Source organism: Pseudoalteromonas sp. BSi20480, assembly GCF_000241365.1.
GTDB lineage: Bacteria > Pseudomonadota > Gammaproteobacteria > Enterobacterales > Alteromonadaceae > Pseudoalteromonas > Pseudoalteromonas marina.
Map to the genome: position 1 here is coordinate 1 of NZ_BADX01000114.1, position 23,293 is coordinate 23,293.

21 protein-coding genes and 1 pseudogene are annotated in these 23,293 nt (G+C 40.1%); 1 reads left to right on the plus strand and 21 read right to left on the minus strand.

Features of this window, described 5'->3' with window-relative positions:
* Nucleotides 1-379: 379 nt before the first annotated feature.
* Complete coding sequence (locus P20480_RS06635) at nt 380-2,173, minus strand: choice-of-anchor I family protein (RefSeq protein ID WP_008130733.1); 1,794 nt, start codon at nt 2,171-2,173, stop codon at nt 380-382.
* Between the two features lie 85 nt (nt 2,174-2,258).
* Nucleotides 2,259-3,314 carry an acyltransferase family protein gene (locus P20480_RS06630; RefSeq protein WP_138922294.1) on the minus strand — a complete coding sequence of 352 codons (1,056 nt, stop codon included), beginning with the start codon at nt 3,312-3,314 and terminating at the stop codon, nt 2,259-2,261.
* 319 nt (nt 3,315-3,633) lie between these two features.
* Between P20480_RS06630 and P20480_RS06625 the strand changes: the two genes are divergently transcribed.
* On the plus strand, nt 3,634-4,476 hold the full coding sequence (locus P20480_RS06625) for a LytR/AlgR family response regulator transcription factor (protein ID WP_008130739.1): 843 nt from the start codon (nt 3,634-3,636) through the stop codon (nt 4,474-4,476).
* A 28-nt stretch (nt 4,477-4,504) separates the two neighbouring features.
* On the opposite strand, the gene glmU is transcribed toward P20480_RS06625, so the two are convergent.
* The 19 genes and pseudogenes from glmU to rnpA form a co-directional block, all read right to left on the minus strand.
* Nucleotides 4,505-5,863, minus strand: a complete 1,359-nt coding sequence (gene glmU, locus P20480_RS06620) for a bifunctional UDP-N-acetylglucosamine diphosphorylase/glucosamine-1-phosphate N-acetyltransferase GlmU (RefSeq protein ID WP_008130740.1) — start codon at nt 5,861-5,863, stop codon at nt 4,505-4,507.
* 291 nt (nt 5,864-6,154) lie between these two features.
* A complete protein-coding gene (locus P20480_RS06615; protein ID WP_006793948.1) occupies nt 6,155-6,577 on the minus strand; it encodes a F0F1 ATP synthase subunit epsilon in 423 nt (140 codons plus the stop codon).
* A 13-nt stretch (nt 6,578-6,590) separates the two neighbouring features.
* Nucleotides 6,591-7,976 (minus strand): F0F1 ATP synthase subunit beta, encoded by a 1,386-nt coding sequence (gene atpD, locus P20480_RS06610; protein ID WP_006793949.1) that lies wholly within the window; start codon nt 7,974-7,976, stop codon nt 6,591-6,593.
* A gap of 33 nt (nt 7,977-8,009) precedes the next feature.
* Nucleotides 8,010-8,870, minus strand: coding sequence for a F0F1 ATP synthase subunit gamma (gene atpG, locus P20480_RS06605; RefSeq protein ID WP_008130741.1), 861 nt, complete (start codon nt 8,868-8,870; stop codon nt 8,010-8,012).
* Between the two features lie 60 nt (nt 8,871-8,930).
* Nucleotides 8,931-10,472 (minus strand): F0F1 ATP synthase subunit alpha, encoded by a 1,542-nt coding sequence (gene atpA, locus P20480_RS06600; RefSeq protein ID WP_006793951.1) that lies wholly within the window; start codon nt 10,470-10,472, stop codon nt 8,931-8,933.
* A 14-nt stretch (nt 10,473-10,486) separates the two neighbouring features.
* Nucleotides 10,487-11,020, minus strand: a complete 534-nt coding sequence (gene atpH, locus P20480_RS06595; RefSeq protein ID WP_006793952.1) for a F0F1 ATP synthase subunit delta — start codon at nt 11,018-11,020, stop codon at nt 10,487-10,489.
* A gap of 16 nt (nt 11,021-11,036) precedes the next feature.
* Nucleotides 11,037-11,507 carry a F0F1 ATP synthase subunit B gene (gene atpF, locus P20480_RS06590; RefSeq protein ID WP_006793953.1) on the minus strand — a complete coding sequence of 157 codons (471 nt, stop codon included), beginning with the start codon at nt 11,505-11,507 and terminating at the stop codon, nt 11,037-11,039.
* 41 nt (nt 11,508-11,548) lie between these two features.
* Nucleotides 11,549-11,782: a F0F1 ATP synthase subunit C gene (atpE, locus tag P20480_RS06585; RefSeq protein WP_004335261.1), complete on the minus strand. Its 234-nt coding sequence runs from the start codon at nt 11,780-11,782 to the stop codon at nt 11,549-11,551.
* A 53-nt stretch (nt 11,783-11,835) separates the two neighbouring features.
* Nucleotides 11,836-12,693: a F0F1 ATP synthase subunit A gene (gene atpB, locus P20480_RS06580; protein WP_006793955.1), complete on the minus strand. Its 858-nt coding sequence runs from the start codon at nt 12,691-12,693 to the stop codon at nt 11,836-11,838.
* Nucleotides 12,694-12,708: 15 nt separating this feature from the next.
* Complete coding sequence (locus P20480_RS06575; RefSeq protein ID WP_006793956.1) at nt 12,709-13,089, minus strand: ATP synthase subunit I; 381 nt, start codon at nt 13,087-13,089, stop codon at nt 12,709-12,711.
* Between the two features lie 142 nt (nt 13,090-13,231).
* A complete protein-coding gene (locus P20480_RS06570) occupies nt 13,232-14,158 on the minus strand; it encodes a ParB/RepB/Spo0J family partition protein (RefSeq protein WP_008130759.1) in 927 nt (308 codons plus the stop codon).
* Between the two features lie 20 nt (nt 14,159-14,178).
* Complete coding sequence (locus P20480_RS06565; RefSeq protein ID WP_006793958.1) at nt 14,179-14,964, minus strand: ParA family protein; 786 nt, start codon at nt 14,962-14,964, stop codon at nt 14,179-14,181.
* A gap of 14 nt (nt 14,965-14,978) precedes the next feature.
* Nucleotides 14,979-15,599: a 16S rRNA (guanine(527)-N(7))-methyltransferase RsmG gene (gene rsmG, locus P20480_RS06560; protein WP_008130761.1), complete on the minus strand. Its 621-nt coding sequence runs from the start codon at nt 15,597-15,599 to the stop codon at nt 14,979-14,981.
* 15 nt (nt 15,600-15,614) lie between these two features.
* Complete coding sequence (gene mnmG / locus P20480_RS06555; protein ID WP_006793960.1) at nt 15,615-17,504, minus strand: tRNA uridine-5-carboxymethylaminomethyl(34) synthesis enzyme MnmG; 1,890 nt, start codon at nt 17,502-17,504, stop codon at nt 15,615-15,617.
* Nucleotides 17,505-17,930: 426 nt separating this feature from the next.
* Entirely contained in the window at nt 17,931-18,380 is a 450-nt protein-coding gene (gene mioC / locus P20480_RS06550; RefSeq protein ID WP_006793961.1) for an FMN-binding protein MioC, read from the minus strand.
* Between the two features lie 942 nt (nt 18,381-19,322).
* Nucleotides 19,323-20,687, minus strand: a complete 1,365-nt coding sequence (mnmE, locus tag P20480_RS06545; RefSeq protein WP_008130768.1) for a tRNA uridine-5-carboxymethylaminomethyl(34) synthesis GTPase MnmE — start codon at nt 20,685-20,687, stop codon at nt 19,323-19,325.
* Nucleotides 20,688-20,821: 134 nt separating this feature from the next.
* Nucleotides 20,822-22,455 (minus strand): annotated as a pseudogene (yidC, locus tag P20480_RS18335) (membrane protein insertase YidC).
* An 8-nt stretch (nt 22,456-22,463) separates the two neighbouring features.
* Nucleotides 22,464-22,739, minus strand: coding sequence for a membrane protein insertion efficiency factor YidD (yidD, locus tag P20480_RS06540; RefSeq protein ID WP_006793977.1), 276 nt, complete (start codon nt 22,737-22,739; stop codon nt 22,464-22,466).
* A 126-nt stretch (nt 22,740-22,865) separates the two neighbouring features.
* Nucleotides 22,866-23,291, minus strand: coding sequence for a ribonuclease P protein component (gene rnpA, locus P20480_RS06535; RefSeq protein WP_006793978.1), 426 nt, complete (start codon nt 23,289-23,291; stop codon nt 22,866-22,868).
* Nucleotides 23,292-23,293: the final 2 nt, after the last annotated feature.

Below are 23,293 nucleotides of genomic sequence, written 5' to 3' on the forward strand. Positions count from 1 at the left end.
AGAACGTTGCGACGTTGTCGCTAGGGATGCGTATAATACATCCTTTATTTTTCGAGTCAATACTTTGTTTTCAAATTTCTTTTTAGAATCTTTAAAAGTAAAGTTTTACTTAACTCTCTGATTAACTCTTGCCTCGCTATGCGTTGGCGCCTGCCGTCTCAGTGGGTCGCATTATAGGGATATTCGAGTGGGGGTCAACGTTTAATTCATGCTTTTTTTGAATAAAAATACTTTTAGTACGAAAGGTATACAAATAAAGGGGTAGAGGGCGCTTTTAGCTTAAAAAACATGCATTTTTAATCTCTACTTAAATGCTAATACTCTATCAATATAGAAAGCGGAAAATAAAGCATGATATTTTCCGCTTTTTACAGAGTGGTTAATTAGCTGAAACTTCCCATACTGCGATAGAACCAGATATCTCATTACCTATGATAAGTAGCGGTTCGCCAGTTGCACTTTGTTCGCGTGGTATGAATGTCATCCCTTCTGGTGCTAGATCACCGGTAATTTCTGCACCAGCTATTAAACCTCGGTTATAAAAGTAGTCTTCAAACTGCACATCATATGGGTTAGTAATATCGTAAATCATGATCCCGCCCATACGCTCGAGTCCAATAAATGCAAAGGTGCGTTCGCCAATTGTACCTATAGTTAGCGCTTCGGGTTCTGCGCCTTTATCGTCTGAGCGTGTATCGCCTTTATTTTCATCTTCATTATTATTAAACGCCTCGCCATGAACTGATGCGGTAATACGACCTATATCGTCTCCAGAATCAAACACCACCAGCCCATTGCTGTCCCAAATGGTAAACGAACGTGCGCCATAGGCATAAAGCGATTCGTATTGACCATCGTTATTATTATCACCTTTAACCGTTGTCACTTTTAAACGGCCGATGTCGTTATCGTCGTTATTTAAGTAATCAAAATTAGCAGCAAGCGTTAGGTCTTCGACGCGGCTTTCATCTATGTAAGCAAGACAACCATCGTCTTCATCGAAATCTACGCCGCCTTTAGCTATGCAATCTGCCTCATTGGTTGTATCAAAAAAGTATTCGCGTGCATCACCTTCATTAGCCGACACTATAAAGTTTGCACCTTTCCAGCTAAAGCTTGAAATTGTGTCTGGCTGATACATGCCATATAAGCCAGGGTATGATTTAAAATTAACACCGCCGTCTTTATCTGATGCGTCTATTTGCAAGCTAGACCAGTCTTTAAACCCTAACCCTTTTAACTCAAGAGAGTTATCTTCTAAATTAACGATGGCTAGTCCATTATTTTCTTGAATCGATACGTAGGCATATTTGTTATCTTTAGAAATACTGACGTATTCTGGCTCTAAGTCCATAGCTACGGTGGTATTGATTAAATTACCATTTATGGTGCGCCCTGCTGGATTAGCAAATACCAGTCCGAGTGCTTCAAGTTCAGATTGCTTATCGTTGTATGCTGTAAAATCAATATTGGTAGCATTGTCGGCAATTACACCATCATTAACATTGATAATGCTGATAGAACCCTGTGGATCAATACTATAGTCGCCGTTAGGTTCCCCTTCGTTGGCAATAACTACTTTTGCTCCATCATGGCTAAATGTAACCATATCGGGCAAAAAACCAGCAGTTACATTTTTTATAAATATTGGTGTATCGCCGCTTATGTCGTAAAAGGCAACTTGACCTGCCTCTCCAACACTTTTAGCAGCCATTGCTACAGCAAGTAACTGGTTATTTTCATCTATTGCTATGCTGTTTGCGTCACCGGAGGTGTTGTCGTTTAAGGTAAGTGTAATTGCCGTACCTAAGTTGGTTGTATTTACAATGCCTTCGTTGTCTTGCACTAGAGCAGCTGTATCGAATGTGTCTGCAGGAATAATATTTACAACCGCAGCATCTCCCGAGCTATTAATAGCGTAAATCCATTTTTTTGATGCTTGATATGCGACTATTTCGGCAGCACCTTCAGGGCTTTGCGCATTGAGTACTGCTCGTCCTATTAGGTTAATAGTTAAAGCCGAATTTGCATTAGTGCCGTTAATTCCATTTTCACCTGCTGTACCTTGCTCGCCTTGAGCTCCTTGTGCGCCATTTTGACCATCATCGCCATCTAATGAGCAACCAGTCAGCATAGATAAAAGTGAAAGCGCTATTATTGATTTTTTTAACATTGTTCTTTTCCTTAGTGTGGTATTTGGTAAATATCAACACAGAGGTATTACAAAGTTATGGCACTTTTAATAAAGCTTTTTTACCTTAAAAAACCAGCTGATAGGCTAAAGGTAAAATAAGCAACATACCCAATACATAACCCATTTTTTTAAGCGCTGGCGAATAGTTGTTTTTTATTTTAAGACCTAGCAAGGGCCTAATAATATCAATGCGCATTACCAATAATGTAATAGCTGCGCACGTCCCCCAAGTGCACACAATAATTAAAAATAACTCAACCATAAGACCAAGGTTAAAAGGTTGTAGCACAAAGCATAAAATAATTAATACACTTTGATGCAATACATAAAAGGGAAACACCCAGCTATTTAGTGTGTTTAAGTAAGCTGCTTTAAAATTTAAAAAACGCTGCGCTAAGGTAAGCATGGTAAGTACACCAACTACTCTTTGAGTATTATATATTGCAGTCCACACATAGTTTCGTAAATCCAGTTCATTTTGATACGCCAAAGCAATACACACATACAATAGAGTAAAGCTTGCACACAATAGCCAAAGGTATCGATTTAAACTTTTCCAAAAATAAGTGTTTTTAGCTAACAAGTAGCCTGTAAATAAAAATATGAAGCCGCTTACTTCGCGTATTGCATCACCTTTTAAACAATTATTAGCAAGCAACATGGCTATTACCAATAGGCCTGTAAGCATAGAAAATGATAGGTTTACTTTAATCGTATTTAATAAAGAAGAAAAAATAGAAAACTTTGCTACTAATGAGTATATAAAAACAATAAGCATAAACTGCCACAAAGAGCGTAAATACCATAAATGATTTACATCAACATGCGGCCATACTCCAGATTGGTAATTAACAAATATGCTATTACTGGTATCTAAAAACGCTAAATAGAACTGCCAATACGTCATATCTATAACGCCTTGTTGATGCATTTCGGCATAAAGCTGAAAAGGCACAATTAACCATAACCCCACCAGCAGGGGGAGTAATATGAAAATAGAACGCTTTAAAACAAATAAGGCACATAATTTATAGCCACTTACTTTATCAAGCATAAAACGAAGTGCTACCCCTGATATAAACCAAATAAGCAGCATTCTCCAAGGGGAAAACAGCAACATAAAATACTCTACGTGTTCAGACGTATAATTACTTTTAAAATCGAAACCCCCAATTTTGGCTATACAACATACTTATGTGAATAAAAAATGAGAGTCGCAAATGCAATTACTCTCAACCAATCAATAAAGTAATGCCGAGAGTGCGCAGATTGTATTGCGTTTAATTGAGTACTCATACGTTAACCAATGTGTTTGTGATACCAGTAGTTAACTTAAAATAACTCGCAAAAACTATACATAAGTGCTTATATTACAAGCAATAGTGATAAAAGGTGGTATACAGGGATAACTGTCGCCTATAAATATAAAAGCACACATAATGAACCTTCAACACTTTCAACGTTTTCAAACTTTTTATGCCGCGGTACTCCTGTTTAGCTACGTTGTAATAAACAATACGGTTAATGCGACAACTCAAATAATGGAGGCGCAAAGAGACGGCGCACTTCCTTTTTTAATATGGGAGCCGTTTATATGGGAATATTCAAGTGCATTTAGCACGTTACTTATATTTCCGGCTGTAGTGTGGCTATTAAAAAAAGTACCTTTTAATTGGCATAATATTGCGCTTTCGCTGTGCACTTACTTTGTAGCGTCTATTATTTTCAGCGTATTCCATATTAGTGTAATGGTTGGAGGACGGAAGCTCATTTATTGGTTGAACGAACTTCACTACAACTTTGGCCTCAGCTGGTTTGAATTTTTATATGAATACCAAAAAGATGCGATAAGCTTTTTATTCTTTATCACCCTTATTAAAGTTTATCAGTATATTGTTAAACAGCTGTTGGGAGAGGCTTCATCTATTGATGAAGGTGCGCAACACAGTACTGACACTATAAATCGCTTATTAGTTAAAAAGCGGGGTAAAGAATTTATTATAAAAATTGACGACGTGGATTGGCTAGAATCTTCAGGTAATTATGTAAACTTACACATTGGCACGTCCATTTACCCTTTAAGAGTGACGCTCACTGAATTAAGTAAACAACTAGAAGTGCAGGGCTTTTGTAGGATTCACCGAAGTCATGGCGTAAAACTCGATAAAGTAGAATGCATTACACCACTCCCCAGCGGCGACAGCGCAATAAAACTAACTACAGGTAAAGTGCTCAACCTTTCTAGGCGTTATAAAGATCAATTTAAACTTAAGCTGCAATAAAAAAGGCTACCTAAGTAGCCTTTAATTATTATTTTTTAACTGGTCGTTTCCAGCCAGTTAAATTACGTTGCTTTGAACGTGCTATTGCCAGCTGCTCGTCTTCAACAGTGCTAGTGATCACAGAGCCTGCTCCCACAGTTGCAGTAGAACCAATGTTTACAGGAGCAACAAGTGATGAGTTAGAGCCAATAAAAGCGTTATCGCCAATAATGGTTTTTGCTTTATTAACACCATCGTAGTTACAAGTAATAGTGCCTGCGCCAATATTCACCTTTTCGCCAATTTCAGCATCACCTAAATAACTTAAGTGATTAGCTTTAGAGCCTTTACCTAAACGCGTTTTTTTCATCTCAACAAAGTTACCAATGTGAGAGTCTTCTTCCATTACCGCACCTGGGCGAAGGCGTGCATAAGGGCCAAGTGTACATTTAGCCGCTACGCTTGCATCTTCAATAAGGGTATTAGCTTTTATTACCACGTTATCGCCAATGGTACAGTTTTTAAGGACGCAATTAGGGCCAATGTGTACGTTATTGCCAAGAGTTACATTACCTTCAAAAATAACGTTTATATCAATTAATACGTCTTCGCCTGTTTTAACATTGCCACGTACATCAATACGGGCAGGGTCGGCGAGGGTAGCACCATTTAACATTAACTCTTCTGCTAGCCATGCTTGGTAAGCACGCTCTAACCCTGCTAGTTGTACGCGGTTGTTTGCGCCTTCAACTTCCATTGCATGATCTGGCTGAGCCGATGTAATTTCTACACCTTCACTGTGCGCCATTGCCACTATATCAGTTAGGTAGTATTCGCCTTGCGCATTATTGTTAGATAAGTTGCCTAACCAGGTTTTTAACAGTTTGCCATTAACCGCCATAATACCGGTGTTTACTTCGCTAATTAGTAACTGTTCTGCACTTGCATCTTTTTGCTCAACAATACCAACAAGCTTGCCACTTTCACGTAGCATACGACCGTAGCCATTTGGATTAACCAAGTTAACGGTTAATACCGCTAGCCCATTTTTTGGTGTTGCAGCTAATAAGCGCTCAAGCGTTGATTGCTTAGTTAAAGGAACATCGCCGTATAAAACCAATACAGTATCGTCATCGTTAATATGAGGGTTTGCTTGTGCTACTGCATGGCCAGTACCAAGTTGCTCTGCTTGCAGTACCCACTTTACATCGTTATCGGCAAGTTGTTGTTGTAATAGTTCGCCGCCGTGTCCGTAAACTAAATTAGTGGTTGTTGCACCCAGTGCCTTTGCGTTATCAATAACATGCTGCACCATAGGTTTACCTGCCACTTTATGCAGCACTTTTGGTAGAGCAGAGCGCATACGAGTACCTTTACCCGCAGCAAGAATTACTGTAGTTAGAGCCATTAAAACAATTTCCTTTTTCCGTTGTTTTAGTTAACAAGTCTGTTTATGCAGAAGATTGCGTAAGTCACGCCCTGTGCAAATACTCAGTAAACTAATTTGCTAGCACTGAATCTTGACTGAAAAATAGACTTAATTGAATAGCGTTATTGTAGCGAGGATTGGTGAAGGATATAAGTGAAAAGCTCAGTTAATAACTTCGACGACTAAAAAAAGCTTAAATTTAAACACGGAACTTAGCAACAAGCACAAAAAAGCCCACTTTAAAGTGGGCTTTTTATAAACCAGATAGGCTTACTTTTTACGTAATTGCTGAATAACACGTAGTTGTGCTACCGCTTCAGCTAGCTGCATTGCCGCTTGATTATAATCAAGCTCTGACGATGCACCTTTTGCCATTTGCGCTTCAGCGTCACGTTTAGCTTGCTCTGCAGCTTGTTCGTCTAGGTCTTCACCACGAACGGCTGTGTCTGCAAGTACGGTCACTATGTTCGGTTGAACTTCTAGTGTACCGCCAGCAATATAGATGAGTTCTTCTTCACCAAATTGCTTAACTAAACGCACCATACCAGGTTTAAGGGCAGTTAGTAGTGGCGCGTGACCGGCATTAACACCAAGCTCACCTTCACTACCAGATACTTGAATCGATTCAACCAAACCAGAAAACAAGTTCTGCTCTGCGCTTACTACGTCAAGATGTACAGTCATAGCTGCCATACTACCCTCCTAATTACATGCTTTTGGCTTTTTCTTGAGCTTCTTCGATAGAGCCAACCATGTAGAACGCTTGCTCTGGAAGGTCATCAAACTCACCGTTTAAAATGCCTTTGAAGCCAGCAATTGTGTCTTTAAGTGAAACGTATTTACCTGACGCACCTGTAAATACCTCTGCCACGAAGAACGGCTGAGATAGGAAACGTTGGATTTTACGTGCACGAGATACAAGTTGCTTATCTTCGTCAGAAAGCTCGTCCATACCTAGGATTGCGATGATGTCTTTAAGTTCTTTGTAACGCTGAAGAACTGTTTGAACGCCACGCGCTGTATCGTAGTGCTCTTGACCAATTACTAATGGGTCAAGTTGACGTGAAGATGAATCAAGTGGATCTACCGCTGGGTAAATACCAAGTGATGCGATATCACGTGAAAGTACTACTGTTGCATCTAAGTGAGCAAACGTTGTTGCTGGAGATGGATCCGTTAAATCATCCGCAGGTACGTATACCGCTTGGATTGATGTGATTGAACCTGTCTTAGTAGATGCGATACGCTCTTGAAGTACACCCATTTCTTCAGCTAGTGTAGGCTGGTAACCTACCGCTGATGGCATACGACCAAGTAGTGCTGATACTTCTGTACCCGCAAGTGTGTAACGGTAGATGTTATCTACGAAGAAAAGTACGTCGCGACCTTCGTCACGGAACTTTTCAGCCATAGTAAGACCTGTTAACGCTACGCGTAAACGGTTACCTGGAGGCTCGTTCATCTGACCGTATACAAGCGATACTTTATCAAGTACGTTTGAATCGTTCATTTCATGGTAGAAATCGTTACCCTCACGAGTACGCTCACCAACACCTGCGAATACTGAGTAGCCGCTGTGCTCGATTGCGATGTTACGGATAAGTTCCATCATGTTTACGGTTTTACCAACACCGGCACCACCGAATAAACCAACTTTACCACCTTTAGCAAACGGACATACAAGGTCGATTACCTTGATACCTGTTTCTAAAAGTTCTACTGAACTTGATTGCTCTTCGTATGAAGGCGCTGCACGGTGAATAGACATACGGTCTTCTTCGCCGATTGGGCCAGCTTCATCGATTGGCTCACCAAGTACGTTCATGATACGACCAAGTGTTGCTTTACCAACTGGAACTTGAATCGCTTCACCTGTGTTTGATACTGCTGCACCACGACGTAAACCGTCTGTAGTACCTAGTGCGATAGTACGTACCACACCGCCACCTAGCTGCTGTTGAACTTCTAGAGTCAAACCAGCTAAATCGCCATCTGTTACTTTTAGCGCGTCATATACGGCTGGCACGTTGTCTTGTGAAAATTCAATATCCACAACGGCACCGATAATTTGGACGACCTTACCTAAACTCATGTCTATTCCTCTCGTTAATCTTTGCCTGAAGCATTAAACTGCGGCTGAACCAGAAACAATCTCACTAATTTCTTGTGTGATTGCCGCTTGGCGGGCCTTGTTGTAAACAAGCTGTAACTCATCCATAAGGTCGCCAGCGTTATCAGTTGCGGCTTTCATCGCAACCATACGGGCAGCCTGTTCAGAGGCAGCATTCTCAACCACACCTTGGTATACCTGAGATTCTACAAAGCGAACTAACAAAGACTCTAAAATAGCGTCTGGGCTAGGTTCGTATAAGTAGTCCCATGTGTGGGCAGATACTTCTTCTTCAGCTTTTGGCAAAGGGAGTAACTGATCTATTGTTGGCTCTTGCTTCATGGTATTAACGAAGTTGTTATATACCAGGAATAAACGGTCAATTTTACCTTCAGAGAATGCATCAAGCATTACTTTTACAGGACCAATAACGTCTTGTACTGAAGGTTTATCTCCTAGGCCTGCTTTTTTAGCAAGCACTTGACCACCAAAGCGTTGAAAGAAACCAGCAGCTTTGCTGCCTAAAGTTGCAAACTCTGCGTCTACACCTTTTTCTTTCCATGCTTTTATGTCTAATGCAACTTTCTTAAACTCGTTTGAGTTTAAGCCGCCACATAGACCACGGTCAGTAGAGATAACAATATAACCAACTCGTTTTACTTCACGTTCTTCTAAGAACGGGTGAGTAAAATCAAGATTTGCTTGAGCAACACGACCAATCACTTTGCGTAATTTGTCAGCGTATGGACGGCTTGAAGCCACTCGTTCTTGCGCCTTTTTCATTTTAGACGCAGCAACCATTTCCATTGCGCTAGTGATCTTTTGAGTATTTTTAATACTCCCGATCTTGCTTTTAATCTCTTTTCCGCTGGCCATGACTCTCTCTCCGAATCAAGGTGTGCTTTAGTAAACTAAAGCGCACCATTAATAACTAAATTACCAAGTTTGCGTAGACTTGAACTTCTCTAGAAGTTCTTTAAGCTGCGCTTCGATCTCGGCGTTGTAGTTACCAGTTTCATTGATTTGAGCCACAAGCTCTGCGTATGTGCTACTTGCGTAAGAAAGTAAAGCTGCTTCGAAATCCATGATTTTAGCGATTTCGATATCTTTAAGATAACCTTTCTCAGCTGCAAATAACGACAAAGACATTTCAGCAACAGACATTGGCGCGTACTGTTTCTGCTTCATTAGCTCTGTTACACGCTCACCATGCTCAAGTTGAGCACGTGTAGCATCGTCAAGGTCAGACGCGAACTGCGAGAACGCAGCTAATTCACGGTACTGAGCTAGGGCTAGACGGATACCGCCACCTAGTTTCTTAACGATTTTAGTTTGTGCAGCACCACCAACACGCGATACCGAGATACCAGCGTTTACTGCCGGACGGATACCTGAGTTGAATAAGTCAGTTTCTAAGAAGATCTGACCATCGGTGATAGAGATAACGTTAGTCGGTACGAACGCAGAAACGTCGCCGCCTTGAGTTTCAATGATTGGCAATGCCGTCAATGAACCAGTTTGTCCTTTCACTTCACCGTTAGTGAACTTTTCAACGTAATCAGCGTTTACACGCGATGCACGCTCTAAAAGACGCGAGTGAAGGTAGAATACGTCACCTGGGTATGCTTCACGACCTGGTGGACGCTTAAGTAGCAATGAGATTTGACGGTAAGCAACAGCTTGCTTAGATAAATCATCATATACGATTAATGCGTTTTCACCACGGTCACGGAAGTATTCACCCATAGTACAGCCCGAGAACGGTGCTAAGTACTGAAGTGCCGCAGACTCAGAAGCAGATGCTACAACTACGATAGTATTTGCAAGTGCACCGTGCTCTTCTAATTTACGTACTACGTTAGCAATAGTAGATGCTTTTTGACCAACCGCTACGTACACACACTTAACGCCTGTGTCTTTTTGGTTGATGATCGCATCGATTGCTAGTGCAGTTTTACCTGTTTGGCGGTCACCGATTACAAGCTCACGCTGACCACGACCAACTGGAATCATCGCATCAATAGATTTGTAACCAGTTTGTACTGGCTCATCTACAGATTGACGCTCGATTACACCTGGTGCAATTTTTTCTACAGGTTCAAACCCGTCGTTGTCTAAAGCGCCTTTACCGTCGATAGGAGCACCTAGCGTGTTTACAACACGACCAAGTAAGCCAGCACCAACAGGAACTTCTAAGATACGACCAGTTGTGTATACTTTTACGCCTTCAGTAAGGTCAGCGTATGGACCCATTACTACTGCACCAATTGAGTCGCGCTCAAGGTTTAGTGCGATAGCATAACGGTTGCCAGGAAGCTCAATCATCTCACCTTGCATACAGTCAGCTAGACCGTGGATGCGGATGATACCGTCAGTAACAGATACAATTGTACCTTCGTTACGAGCTTCACTTACAACTTCGAACTTCTCAATACGTTGTTTGATTAGTTCTGAAATTTCAGTGGAATTAAGTTGCATGCTCTTTTTCCCAATTACGATTGTAGTGTTGTGGCTAAGCGGTTTAATTTTCCGCGTACAGAGCCGTCGATTACAGTGTCGCCTGCCTTAATAATAAGGCCGCCAACTACTGACGCGTCTTCACTACAATTCAGCTTAACTTTGCGTGCGAAACGTTTTTCAAGTGTCGCTACCAATGACTCTTGCTGCGCTGCAGTAAGAGGGGTTGCCGAAATCACGTCTACATCGATTTCTTTGTCATACTCTGCTTTAAACGCAGCGAATAACTGTGCAACCTCAGGCAGTGCAATCAAACGTCCATTTTCAGCCATCACCTTCACTAGGTTCTGACCTTGTTCGTTGAGCTGCTCTGCGCATAAGTTAATAAATAACTCAGCTTGTGCAGAAGCAGTAGGCAATCCAGCTAAAATGGCTGATGCTTGCTCGTCGCTGGCAACGTGGCCAGCGAAAAACAACATGTCATTCCAGCTTTCAATAGCGCCTTTTTCAACGGCAAGTTCAAAAGCCGCTTTAGCGTATGGGCGAGCGATAGTAGTCAATTCAGACATGCTCATACCCTCCTAATTACAGCTCAGCGACAAGTTTTTCAACGATGTCACTATGTGCGGCTTGATTGATTTCACGCTCTAAAATTCTCTCTGCGCCAACCACAGCCAGTGTTGCTACTTGCTTACGTAGCTCTTCTGTCACACGGTTACGCTCTGATTCAATTTCAGAGTGCCCTTGAGCAATAATTTTTTCACGCTCTTCTTGTCCACGAACTGTTTCTTCGTCAACAATTAGCACGGCACGCTTTTTAGCTTGATCAATGATATCAGCCGCTTGAGCTTTTGCATCTTTAAGCTGTTCTGCAGCTTTTTGTTGCGCAAGTTCTAAGTCTTTTTCGGCTCTATCAGAGGCAGCTAAACCATCTTCGATTTTCTTCTGGCGAGCTTCAATTGCACCGTTTAGTGGTGGCCATACGAACTTCATACAAAAAAGTACGAACACCGTAAACGCAATTAATTCACCGATAAGAGTGGCGTTTAAGTTCACAACCGCTCCTCCTTAAATAGTAAGCTGTTCAAAAAATAAAATTAAAGTACGAACAACAATACCATCGCGATACCAACACCAATCATTGCTACAGCATCGATTAGACCAGCAAGGATAAACATTTTAACTTGTAGCGATGGTGCAAGCTCAGGTTGACGCGCACATGCTTCAAGGAATTTACCGCCCATGTTACCAAAACCGATTGCTGTACCGATTGCACCGAAGCCGATAAGTAAAGCTACTGCGATGTACTTAAGACCTAATACTAGTTCCATTTTTTTCTCCAAAGTTTCAATTGTAATTAAAAGTAAAAATTAAAAGTTATAAATTAGTGATTATCTGAACTTGCCATGCTTAGGTATACGATTGTTAGCATCATGAATACGAATGCTTGCAATACGATTACTAATATATGGAATACAGCCCAAACAAAGTGCAACGGTAGTTGCATTAAGCCAATCGCACCTATAAGGATGAAGATTAGTTCACCTGCATATAAGTTACCGAACAAACGCAGCGCCAGTGAAAATGGCTTAGAAACCAATGCGATAAGCTCTAGTAATAGATTGAATGGGATTAAAAGAATCTGCATAGCTGTATTGTTTGAACTAAACGGGTGAAGTGTTAGCTCTTTAATAAAACCGCCGATACCTTTAATTTTAATTGAGTAACCAATCATTAATATAAACACACCTAGCGCCAGCGCTGCAGTTAAGTTTATATCTGTTGTTGGTACAATTTTCATGTATACGTCGTGTGAGTCCATGCCAAAGGCTTGCTCACCTACTAAACCAGCAAATGCAGGTAAGAAGTCAACTGGGATTAAATCCATTAAGTTCATTAAGAATATCCAAACGAATATCGTTAATGCTAATGGTGCAATCAGCTTGCTTTTACCATGGAAAGTATCACGTACGTTGTCGCCAACGAACTCAACTATCATTTCAATGAAACACTGAAATTTACCTGGTACGCCCAATGTTGATTTTTTAGCGGCACTACGGAAGATCCATAAAAAGATAAGACCTAGTCCGATTGACCATGCGAGGGTATCTACATGCCATGTCCAAAAACCACTGTCCGTACATGCTTTATTGAAGGCTAGACCGGCGTCGGTCGAGCACATCTTAGCATTGGTTAAGTGGTGCTGGATATGGCTAGATAGAGTAACTTCTTCTGCAGCCATGTTATATCCCAAAAGTTAATGTTTAAAAAAAACGGGTGCAAACAATCCAGTGAATAAAGCCAGTACATAGATACTAAAAAAGGGCAGTAGAACTACCGGAAAATGCTTTAGTACTAGCGCAAACAATATGATTGTCAGCATAAACTTTAGTGCGTTACCGCGTTTTAACGCGTTATACGCTTGTTCTGCACGACTCGCCCCCATAAATCGGAATGCGTAAAGTGCAAAAACACAGTGAGGAAGTATCGCAACTGCACCACCAGCTAACGCTGACAGACTGGCTTCAACTCCCAAACCAATAAAAATAATTACGGCAGCAAATAATGCTACAACACCCTGAAGACAAATTAGTTTAAATGCGGCAAGCCTATACGGACTTGCTAACTTATTATTCACTTTTTGTTAACCTTAATGGCGTTCAAATCGTTAGGGTGTGAAAACTGGCGAAATTATACTGTATCCTGCCAGTTTTGCAACTTGAGTAGAGTGTTTGTAACACAAATTTGCTACAAATGTCTCTTTTTAGACATGTAATAGATCAATGGTGGGTATTGTCGTGATTAATACGATTCAAAATGCCGTCAAGCTCGTCTAAATTAGTATATGAAATAACCAATTTACCTTTGCCTTTTTTGTTGTAGTTTATCTCTACTTTAGCACCTAGGTTTTCAGCTAATTGTTGTTCTAACTGTTTAACATCTGGGTCTTTTTGGTGTTCTTGCTTGGCGGGTGCAGGTTCTAAAATTGCACGCACTAGCTTTTCAGTTTCTCTTACTGTTAGTCCCTTTGCAACGGCAGTTCGTGCTGCGTCAGACTGCGCTTCGCCTTCAAGTGCGAGTAAACAACGCGCATGGCCCATTTCTATGTCACCATGTTCTAACAGAATTTTTACATCACTATTTAAATTATTTAAACGTAATAAGTTTGTTACGGTGGTTCTTGATTTGCCAACTGCATCAGCCACTTGCTGATGTGTTAATTCAAACTCATTTAATAAACGATTAAGCGCAACCGCTTCTTCCATTGCATTTAAATCTTCACGCTGAATATTTTCAATCAGTGCTATAGCAACGGCGGCTTCATCGGGTACATCTTTAATAATACATGGAACTGCGTCTAGTTTTGCAATTTGCGCTGCGCGCCAACGACGTTCACCGGCAATAATTTCATAGCTATTGTGGGCAATAGGGCGCACAACAATAGGTTGAATAATTCCTTGTGAGCGAATAGAGCTGGCGAGTTCTTCGAGTGCCTCTTCAGACATGTCTTTACGAGGTTGGTACTTGCCTGAATGCAAAAACTCAATAGGCAATGTTTGTAACGGGTTATCTGTAGCACTAACTGTGCTTTGGACAACCTCTGTTACGTTTTGTGTGTCTTGTTCCTTGCTGGCGCTCGGTGCAGGCTTAGACGAACTTAAAAGTGCATCGAGTCCTCGGCCTAAACCTCGTTTTTTAGCAGACATGTTATTTTTTTACCTCAAAGTTAGGCGACAACGGACGCTGTTTTTTCTTTTCTGCGCAGCATTTCACCGGCAAGTGCCAAATACGCTTTTGCGCCACTTGATGCTCTGTCGTAGTACATAGCAGGTGCGCCAAAACTTGGCGCCTCAGCTAGACGAACATTTCGTGGGATCACAGTGCGATACACTTTATCACCAAAATGTTGTTTTAATTGTTCTGAAACGTCGTTTGCTAGGCGGTTACGCGGATCGTACATAGTGCGTAATATGCCTTCAATTTTTAATTCAGGATTTACTAATTTAGCCAATTGCGTAATGGTATCCATTAATGCTGTTAGGCCTTCCAGTGCATAATATTCACATTGCATTGGTACTAAAATAGAATCTGCAGCGGCCATAGCATTAACAGTTAACATGTTTAATGAAGGCGGGCAGTCTATAAATATAAACTCGTATTGGTCCTGAATTTTTTCAAGTGCATTACGAAGACGCACTTCACGGGCAAATAATTCCATTAGTTTAACTTCGGCAGCGGTTACGTCTCCGTTTGCTGCAATCATATGGTATTCGCCAGATGTTTCTTTAATGATTACGTCTTCAATAGGCTTATCTTCAATAAGTAGGTCGTAAATAGTGGGCACGTCGCCATATTTATCTACCCCACTGCCCATAGTGGCATTACCTTGCGGGTCGAGATCAATTAACAGCACTTTACGCTTCGTTGCGGCCATAGACGCAGCGAGATTAACAGCGGTCGTAGTTTTACCTACACCCCCTTTTTGATTTGCTAATGCGATGACTTTTGCCACAGTGTCTCTGATCCCTAGTCTTTAGAAAGAATAATTAAATGTCGTTGTGCATCTAACTCAGGTACTTCTAATGCAATTTTTTTCTCAAACTTTACGCCAGCGGGTAATGACTCTAACTCTTCGCTAGGGTAAACGCCTTTAAGCGCAATAAAATGGCCAGATTGATCAATTAGGTGTGAACACCAGTCAACCATATCTTGTAATGATGCAAATGCACGACTGAGTACGCCATCTAATTTAACACTTGGTTGATATTCTTCAACTCTTGACTGTACCGGGGTAACATTATCAAGCCCAAGTTCATGCTTTACGTGCATTAAAAAGCGTACACGTTTACCTAAGCTGTCGAGTAACACGAATTGGGTATCAGGAAGTGCAATAGCTAATACAATACCAGGAAGCCCAGGGCCTGTACCAACATCAATATAATGATGACCGGGTAAATGAGGTGCAACAACAAGGCTATCCATAATATGCTTTACCATCATTTCTTGAGGTAAACGTACTGAGGTTAAGTTATACGCTTTGTTCCACTTATCCAATAGTTCAACGTAACGAACAAGCTGTTGCTGTTGTTTTTCTGTTAGCGCAATATCAGTTTGCGCTAACAATGTAGTTAATTGTTGTTGTAACACTAGGTGCCCTTACCGTTACGCAGATTTGCGTAATAAGCCTTGCTTCTTCAGATACACTAATAATAACGAAATAGCTGCTGGTGTGATACCAGAAATACGCGAAGCCTGACCAATAGTGTCCGGACGAGACTCTTCTAATTTTGCCACTACCTCGTTTGATAAACCTGATACGGTTTTATAATCAAACTCTTTTGGTAATATTGTTTCTTCATGGCGAAGCTGTTTATTGATCTCATCCTGCTGACGCGCAATGTAACCTGCGTATTTTGTATGGATCTCAACCTGCTCTAAAGCCGCTTTATTTGTAAATTCAGATCCTAAGCCTTCAATAGCCATTAGATCATCATAACGGATCTCTGGGCGGCGTAGTAATTCTTCTAAACTTGCTTCACGCGTTAATGGAGCTTTTAATAAAGCGTTTACTTGATCAACAACAGTATGATCTTTGTGAATCCACGTGTCTTTTATACGTTGTTTTTCTTTTTCGATAATTTCCATTTTTTCGTTAAATGCCTGCCAGCGCTCATCGTTAACTAAACCTAGCTCACGGCCTTTTTCAGTTAAACGAATATCGGCATTATCTTCACGCAACAATAAACGGTATTCAGCACGGCTGGTAAACATACGGTAAGGTTCTTTTGTACCAAGCGTTGCTAAGTCGTCAATTAATACACCAACGTATGCTTCGTCACGACGTGGCGTCCACGAATCTTTACCTTGCACTTTAAGTGCCGCGTTCATACCAGCAATTAAGCCTTGTGCACCCGCTTCTTCGTAGCCAGTAGTTCCGTTTATTTGGCCTGCAAAGAATAAGCCTTCAATAAATTTAGTTTCTAGTGATTGTTTTAAATCACGTGGATCAAAGTAATCGTATTCAATAGCATAACCTGGTCGGCAAATATGTGCATTTTCAAAACCTGTGATCGATTGCACTATTTCTAATTGCACATCAAACGGTAGACTTGTCGAAATACCATTAGGGTAAAGCTCGTAAGATGTTAAACCCTCTGGCTCTACAAATATTTGGTGTTTGTCTTTATCTGCAAAGCGAACAATTTTATCTTCAATAGATGGGCAGTAACGTGGACCAATGCCTTCAATAACACCTGAGTACATAGGTGAACGATGCAAGTTTTTGCGTATAACATCATGTGTTTTTTCATTTGTGTAAGTGATGTAACACGGTATTTGTTGCGGGTGGTCACTTTGTTTACCTAAAAATGAAAATACAGGTGTAGGGGCATCGCCTGGTTGCTCCTGCATTTTGCTAAAATCAACCGTACGCGCATCAATACGTGGTGGAGTACCTGTTTTTAAACGATCTACTCTAAAAGGCTGTTCACGTAATCGTTGTGCTAAAGCTATTGATGGTGGATCGCCTGCACGTCCGCCTTTGTAATTTTCTAAACCAATATGTATTTGGCCACCTAAAAATGTACCTACGGTAAGTACTACACTAGGTGCACTAAAACGTAACCCCATTTGAGTTACTACGCCGGTTACTCGATCGTTTTCAACAATAAGATCATCACACGACTGCTGAAATATTTTTAAGTTTTCTTGATTTTGTAATGTGGTTTGAATAGCCGCTTTATACAAAGCGCGATCAGCTTGTGCACGGGTTGCACGAACCGCAGGTCCCTTTGAAGAATTTAAAGTACGAAATTGGATCCCGCCTTTATCAATAGCTTGTGCCATTGCACCGCCAAGCGCGTCAATTTCTTTTACCAAATGACCTTTGCCTATCCCACCAATTGCTGGGTTACAAGACATTTGACCAAGGGTATCCATATTGTGAGTCAGTAGCAGGGTATTCATCCCCATACGGGCAGCTGCCAATGCGGCTTCAGTGCCTGCATGTCCACCACCTACTACGATAACGTCAAAATTTTCATGAAAAATCATTAATGGGATCCTACTTAAATCAAACCGGTAAACTTCAAAAGGGAGCGTATTCTACCTAGAAATGAGCAGAAGATAAATGATTAAACTGTGCTCAGATCTAAGTAAGTGATCTCTAATAATATAAAGGATCTTTTAAAAAGATCTTTTAATACTATTACTACTACTGATCGGGTTTTCTGTTGATAAGCTTTAGATCTTGTTTAAAAACATTAAATTAGATCAGATCTAAAGGTGTTAATATGATCGGATCATCCCACAAATAAGCACTGATCAAAAAGCCACTTTATGCACAGGGGGAGATTAGTTAGATCTTATCCCATGGATAAGCATGCTTTAAAATGCAGTTTATTCAAACTTTATCCACATTATTAATTAAATTATTAGTAAATTGTGAGTAACTTTTATATGAGATTTTACTTGATCTCTTTATTTTAAACCTGTTTGGGTAACCCAAGTGTCTAACCAAGCGAGGGCTGTGTCTTCAGGGAGTGACTCGTCTAATATATTTAACTCTAAGCGTTCAGCCACTTTTATAGCGCCTTTTTTGCTTAGTAGTGCTTCTATATTGCGCCCTGCTAAGTTATATGTGTCGTAGCTGGTATCACCTAATGCAATAACCGAAAACTTTAAATGCTTCAAATCAGTTGATTGCGCTACTTGTTCTACAAAGCTTAAAAGATTATCGGGATAATCACCTGCGCCATAAGTAGATGTACATATTAACCAGAGCGTATTGTGTTGATCTATTTCATTAAATTTTGGCTGATCATGGAGTTGGGTTGTAATACCTTGGTTATTTAGCTCATCGCTTAATTGCTCCGCAACATACTCGGCCGATCCCATTTGGCTGCCCACAATAATATTTACTGAACTCATGATTAGTTATGATCGCATTAGTTTTAATTGCTGCCTATGATAGCCGAGTACAAACTGCAGTAAAGGGAAGAGTGTGGGTTTGGATAACTATTTTTAGTCTAATTTTTAGATCATTGTTTAAAGTTTTTTTAAGTTGTTGATTTATATATATGTAAAATAATACCTTCAAATGTAACCTTCTGATCAAACTGTTAATAAGATTGGGGGAAGTTCTGTTTAACTTTATGTTCTATGTAACTAAAATTTTGTAAGTTATTGATTTTAAGCTTTTGTAAGTCCAATTATGATGAATGTTTAATATAGAAGTAATGTTGATCATTGTGTGGATATAAAGGGTGTTGATAACCGATTATTTAGATCGAAAATAATTTTAAATAACGATCAATTAAATATGATCTTATTAAATAAATATCAAAATAGTTTTTATAACGGCCGCTTTTTACTAAAAATAGAGCTAATAACGTGTATTTCAGCTAAAAAATTTTGGATTTTTGTCCAAAAAAATGGAAATTGTGGATAACTGATCTGACTAAATTTAAAGTTTTTGTGATATTCGATCATGCATTTACATGTTTGAGCTGGTGGATAGCGCGATCAATACACACTTGTGATCGCCTTATTTTTTGATATAAAGCCAAATAAGGCTGCAATTTTAGCTAATAAAATATTAAAAACAGTGATTTCAGCTTGTTTTAAGGTTAATTATAGTGGCTTAACTTATTCGTATGTGGGAGATATATCACCTTAAATAGGCGGTTATATCTTGTAAAGTAGGCCATTAATAAGCATTTAAAGATACTAATTTAGAGAAAATAAGAGCCTAAAATAGCACTCAGCTTATCTAAAAATACCCATATGTTGATATAGAAAGGCTTAATTTAGGCAGTAAAAAAGGGACGTTTTTTACGCCCTTAATTTTTAATTATTTAATTGTTAGGTCTTTTATTTACCAATACAGAACGAGCTAAATATTTTTCCAAGTAGATCGTCTGAAGTAAACTCACCGGTTATTTCGTTTAAAAATTGCTGCGTTAGGCGCAGCTCTTCGGCCAAAATTTCACCCGCAACATGCATTTCAAGCTGCGTTTTACCCGTATCTAAATGATAAGCTGCGCTTTCTAAAGCGTCTAAATGACGGCGACGAGCCATAAAGCCACCTTCTGTTGCGCCGTCAAAACCTATACAGGCCTTTAAATGTTCACGTACGAGCTCTATACCTTCAGCGTTTTTAGCACTTAAACTTATGACCGGGTATTGTTGGTTTTCATCCAAGCCTACAATATCACCCGATAAATCGGCTTTGTTTCTGATCACTGTAACCCCCATACCTTTTGGTAATTTTGCCATAAACTCTGGCCAAATTTTATGTGGGTCGGTGTCTACAGTATCGGTGCCATCAAGCATAAATAAAACGCGGTCGGCTTGGTTTATTTCATCCCATGCGCGCTCAATACCTATTTGCTCTACGCGGTCAGGGCTTTCACGAAGACCTGCGGTATCGATAATATGCAGTGGCATGCCATCAATATGGATGTGTTCGCGCAGTACGTCGCGGGTGGTACCTGCTATTTCGGTTACGATTGCTGCTTCTCTGCCTGCTAGGGCATTTAGTAAGCTTGATTTACCCGCGTTAGGACGACCTGCAATCACAACACGCATACCTTCGCGCATTATGCTTCCCTGTTTAGCTTGGTCAGTTACGGTGTTTAATTGGTTTATAATTGCGTTTAGATCGCCCGATACTTTGCCATCTGACAAAAAGTCTATTTCTTCATCTGGAAAGTCGATTGCTGCTTCTACGTACATACGAAGATGAATTACTTTTTCAACCAGTGTTTCAATGTGTTTAGAAAACTCACCTTGAAGTGATTGTAAGGCGCTTTTAGCTGCTTGTTCACTGGTGGCATTAATTAGGTCACTAATTGCTTCTGCTTGGGTTAAATCAAGCTTGTCGTTCATAAATGCACGCTCTGAAAACTCACCTGGTTTTGCTAAACGTACACCTTCTATTTTGCTAATTTCTTTAAGTAGCATATCAAGCACAACTGGGCCACCATGACCTTGCAACTCAAGTACATCTTCACCAGTAAATGAGTTAGGTCCGGCAAAATAAATGGCAATACCTTGGTCAAGCTGATCGCCATTTAAGTTTTTAAATGGTACATAATCGGCGTATCTCACTTTTGGTATTTTACCAATAACTTTTTCAGCAACGCTTTTGGCAAGGCTGCCAGAAACCCGAATAATACCAACACCACCACGCCCAGGTGCGGTTGCTTGTGCTGCAATTGTGTCTTGATTGATCATGCTATTTAATTTACCAACAATGTGTACGTTATGGCGCTATTGTAACCTATGAAATTACCACTCGCGAATGCTCTGATAAAAAATGGGCAATAAAAAAGGCGACCTAAGTCGCCTTTATAATAAGTAGGGCTAAGTTAGCCTCTTACTTTTATTCCTTTCTTTTCCATACCGCGATAAATATAAAGCATTTGCGCGATTGAAATAAGATTAGATACTAACCAGTAAAGTACTAAGCCTGATGGGAACCATAAGAAGAATACAGAGAAGATAACCGGCATAAAGGTCATCATTTTTTGCTGCATTGGATCGGTAACCGTCATAGGTTGAAGCTTTTGAGTTATAAACATACTAGCACCAAATAAAATTGGTAATACGTAGTATGGGTCTTGTGCTGATAAATCAGTTAACCAAAGCATAAACTCAGCATGGCGAAGTTCTGTTGATTCTAAAAATACATAAAACAACGCTAAGAAAATAGGCATTTGTAGCAAAATAGGGAAACAACCACCCATTGGGTTTACTTTCTCTTTTTGTACATCTCCATAGTAGCTTGACCGAACTTTTGACGGTCATCACCATACTTTTCTTTAAGAGCTGCCATTTTTGGTTGAAGGGCACGCATTTTAGCCATTGACGTGTATTGCGCTTTAGTTAGCGGGTACATCAATGATTTAACAATAATAGTGATAGCAATAATTGCTAAACCCCAGTTACCAAGAATACTGTAAAGCCATTTTAGTAATACAAATAGTGGCTGTGAAATAAACCATAACCAGCCGTAGTCTACAGTTAGGTCTAAGTCAGGGTGAAGCGCTTCTAATACATCAGACTCTTTAGGGCCCATGTAGTAAATAGAAGTAATGGTTTGCTCTGAACCGGCTTGAACATTAACAGGTTCTGCTTTTGTACCAATGATAGCGGCGTTACTGCTTGTAATTAAGCTATAAAGGGTGTTGGTTTGGTCTTGCTTTGGTACCCACGCACTTACAAAGTAATGTTGAATAAATGCAATGTAACCACCTTGCGTGCTTTCATTTAGGTTTTTGTCGGCCATGTCAGAAAAGCTATACTTTTCGTATGGTTCTTCGTCTGTACCGTAAGCTGCACCTAAATAGTTTTGATCAACTAAGCTGCCTTTTTCTTGTACTGTGCGCTTAACTTGTGTGTAAAGCTGCACTTGAATAGGAGCACTGGTTGTATTGTTTACTGTGTATTCTAAGCCAACATCATATTGACCTTTTTTAAATACATACGTTTTAGTAAAGCTAACACCGTTGCTATCAGTAAACTGTAACGGTACGCGTAACTCATCACCTGTTAAGGTATAAGACGTTTGTTCGCTGTGGTAAGTAGGGCGACCGTTTGCAGATGCGTCTGGGCCATTTAAACCAATTAAACCACTTTGTGAAAAGTATTGATTACCCTCAAATTCACCCAGCAGCATGAAAGGTGTTTCTTCGCCTTTCACTTCTTCGTATTGAAGTAAGTCCGATTCAACAATATCACCACCTTTGGTGTCGATTTTAACTTTAAATACGTCTGTTGTTATTTCTATAACAGAACGTTTAGCTAATGTTGTTGAAGCCGGTAAGCCAGAGTCTGACGATGAAGGTATAAAATCATCCGATTCAGTTGAATTTGCTTGTTGCGTTTGTGTTGTGGCACTTGGATCGACTTTTGGCTGGTTATAATCATTATTCCATTCTTGGAACAATAAAAACGACACTAGCATTAGGCCAATGAATAAAAACGTGCGTTGCGATTCCATAACAGCTCTTATTTCTCGTGTTGGTGGTTAATATGGGTTATTTTTTCAGGTACTGGGTCATCACCACCTGAATGTAAAGGATGGCATTTTAATATGCGTTTTAATGCTAACCAACTTCCTTTTATCAATCCATGCAATTTTATTGCTTGAATTGCGTAATGTGAGCAGCTTGGATTAAAACGACAATGCGGACCTAATAGCGGGCTAATCCACTTTTGATAACCGCGGATCAATAACACTAAACATAATGTCGGTAAAGCAACAAGTGGTTTGAGTAACCTCATGATGTTTATGCCCCTAGTTAAATTTAGTGAGATAGATATCATGTATTTAAAGGCTCTATTGGAAATTTTAAATGCATGATTAAAAGGTGAGCTAAAGATACATTAATTAACCCTGTAATTCTATTGCTATTGGGTTTGTTTATTAGATTTAGCTGATTTGTTTGGGCGTTTCTTAAAGGGTGGAGGCTTAGGCGCACCTGGTTTACAGCGTTCGTTGATTTTTCGCCATAACTTGGTCAGTTGCTTGGTTAATTCTTCATTAGACTGCTCGTCAATGCCATTTTTAACCATAAGCACAATATCAATGTTATCGATGTTGTGTTGATTTAAACGAAAACTTTCGCGAGCAAGACGTTTAATACGGTTTCGTTGGCATGCCTTTTTTACACGTTTTTTAGCAACAGTAAGTCCTAACCTAGGTTTTTCTTGGTCATTGGGTTTAGCTAATAGAGTAAAGTAAGGAGTTGCAGCCCGAGCGGGTTCGTTAAATATACGAGAGTAATGCGAGGGAGTTAACAGACGTAACTCCCTGCCAAAGCTAAAGTCTTCCACTT

Excerpts from the sequence above, each read along its gene's own strand:
- atpG (WP_008130741.1), bottom strand. The coding sequence starts at position 8,870 with ATGGCCAGCGGAAAAGAGATTAAAAGCAAGATCGGGAGTATTAAAAAT.
- P20480_RS06635 (WP_008130733.1), bottom strand. The coding sequence starts at position 2,173 with ATGTTAAAAAAATCAATAATAGCGCTTTCACTTTTATCTATGCTGACT.
- atpA (WP_006793951.1), bottom strand. The coding sequence starts at position 10,472 with ATGCAACTTAATTCCACTGAAATTTCAGAACTAATCAAACAACGTATT.
- atpD (WP_006793949.1), bottom strand. The coding sequence starts at position 7,976 with ATGAGTTTAGGTAAGGTCGTCCAAATTATCGGTGCCGTTGTGGATATT.
- P20480_RS06625 (WP_008130739.1), top strand. The coding sequence starts at position 3,634 with ATGAACCTTCAACACTTTCAACGTTTTCAAACTTTTTATGCCGCGGTA.
- mioC (WP_006793961.1), bottom strand. The coding sequence starts at position 18,380 with ATGAGTTCAGTAAATATTATTGTGGGCAGCCAAATGGGATCGGCCGAG.
- P20480_RS06615 (WP_006793948.1), bottom strand. The coding sequence starts at position 6,577 with ATGGCAGCTATGACTGTACATCTTGACGTAGTAAGCGCAGAGCAGAAC.
- atpB (WP_006793955.1), bottom strand. The coding sequence starts at position 12,693 with ATGGCTGCAGAAGAAGTTACTCTATCTAGCCATATCCAGCACCACTTA.
- atpH (WP_006793952.1), bottom strand. The coding sequence starts at position 11,020 with ATGTCTGAATTGACTACTATCGCTCGCCCATACGCTAAAGCGGCTTTT.
- yidD (WP_006793977.1), bottom strand. The coding sequence starts at position 22,739 with ATGAGGTTACTCAAACCACTTGTTGCTTTACCGACATTATGTTTAGTG.
- P20480_RS06630 (WP_138922294.1), bottom strand. The coding sequence starts at position 3,314 with ATGTTGCTGTTTTCCCCTTGGAGAATGCTGCTTATTTGGTTTATATCA.
- atpE (WP_004335261.1), bottom strand. The coding sequence starts at position 11,782 with ATGGAACTAGTATTAGGTCTTAAGTACATCGCAGTAGCTTTACTTATC.
- mnmG (WP_006793960.1), bottom strand. The coding sequence starts at position 17,504 with ATGATTTTTCATGAAAATTTTGACGTTATCGTAGTAGGTGGTGGACAT.
- P20480_RS06570 (WP_008130759.1), bottom strand. The coding sequence starts at position 14,158 with ATGTCTGCTAAAAAACGAGGTTTAGGCCGAGGACTCGATGCACTTTTA.
- glmU (WP_008130740.1), bottom strand. The coding sequence starts at position 5,863 with ATGGCTCTAACTACAGTAATTCTTGCTGCGGGTAAAGGTACTCGTATG.
- mnmE (WP_008130768.1), bottom strand. The coding sequence starts at position 20,687 with ATGATCAATCAAGACACAATTGCAGCACAAGCAACCGCACCTGGGCGT.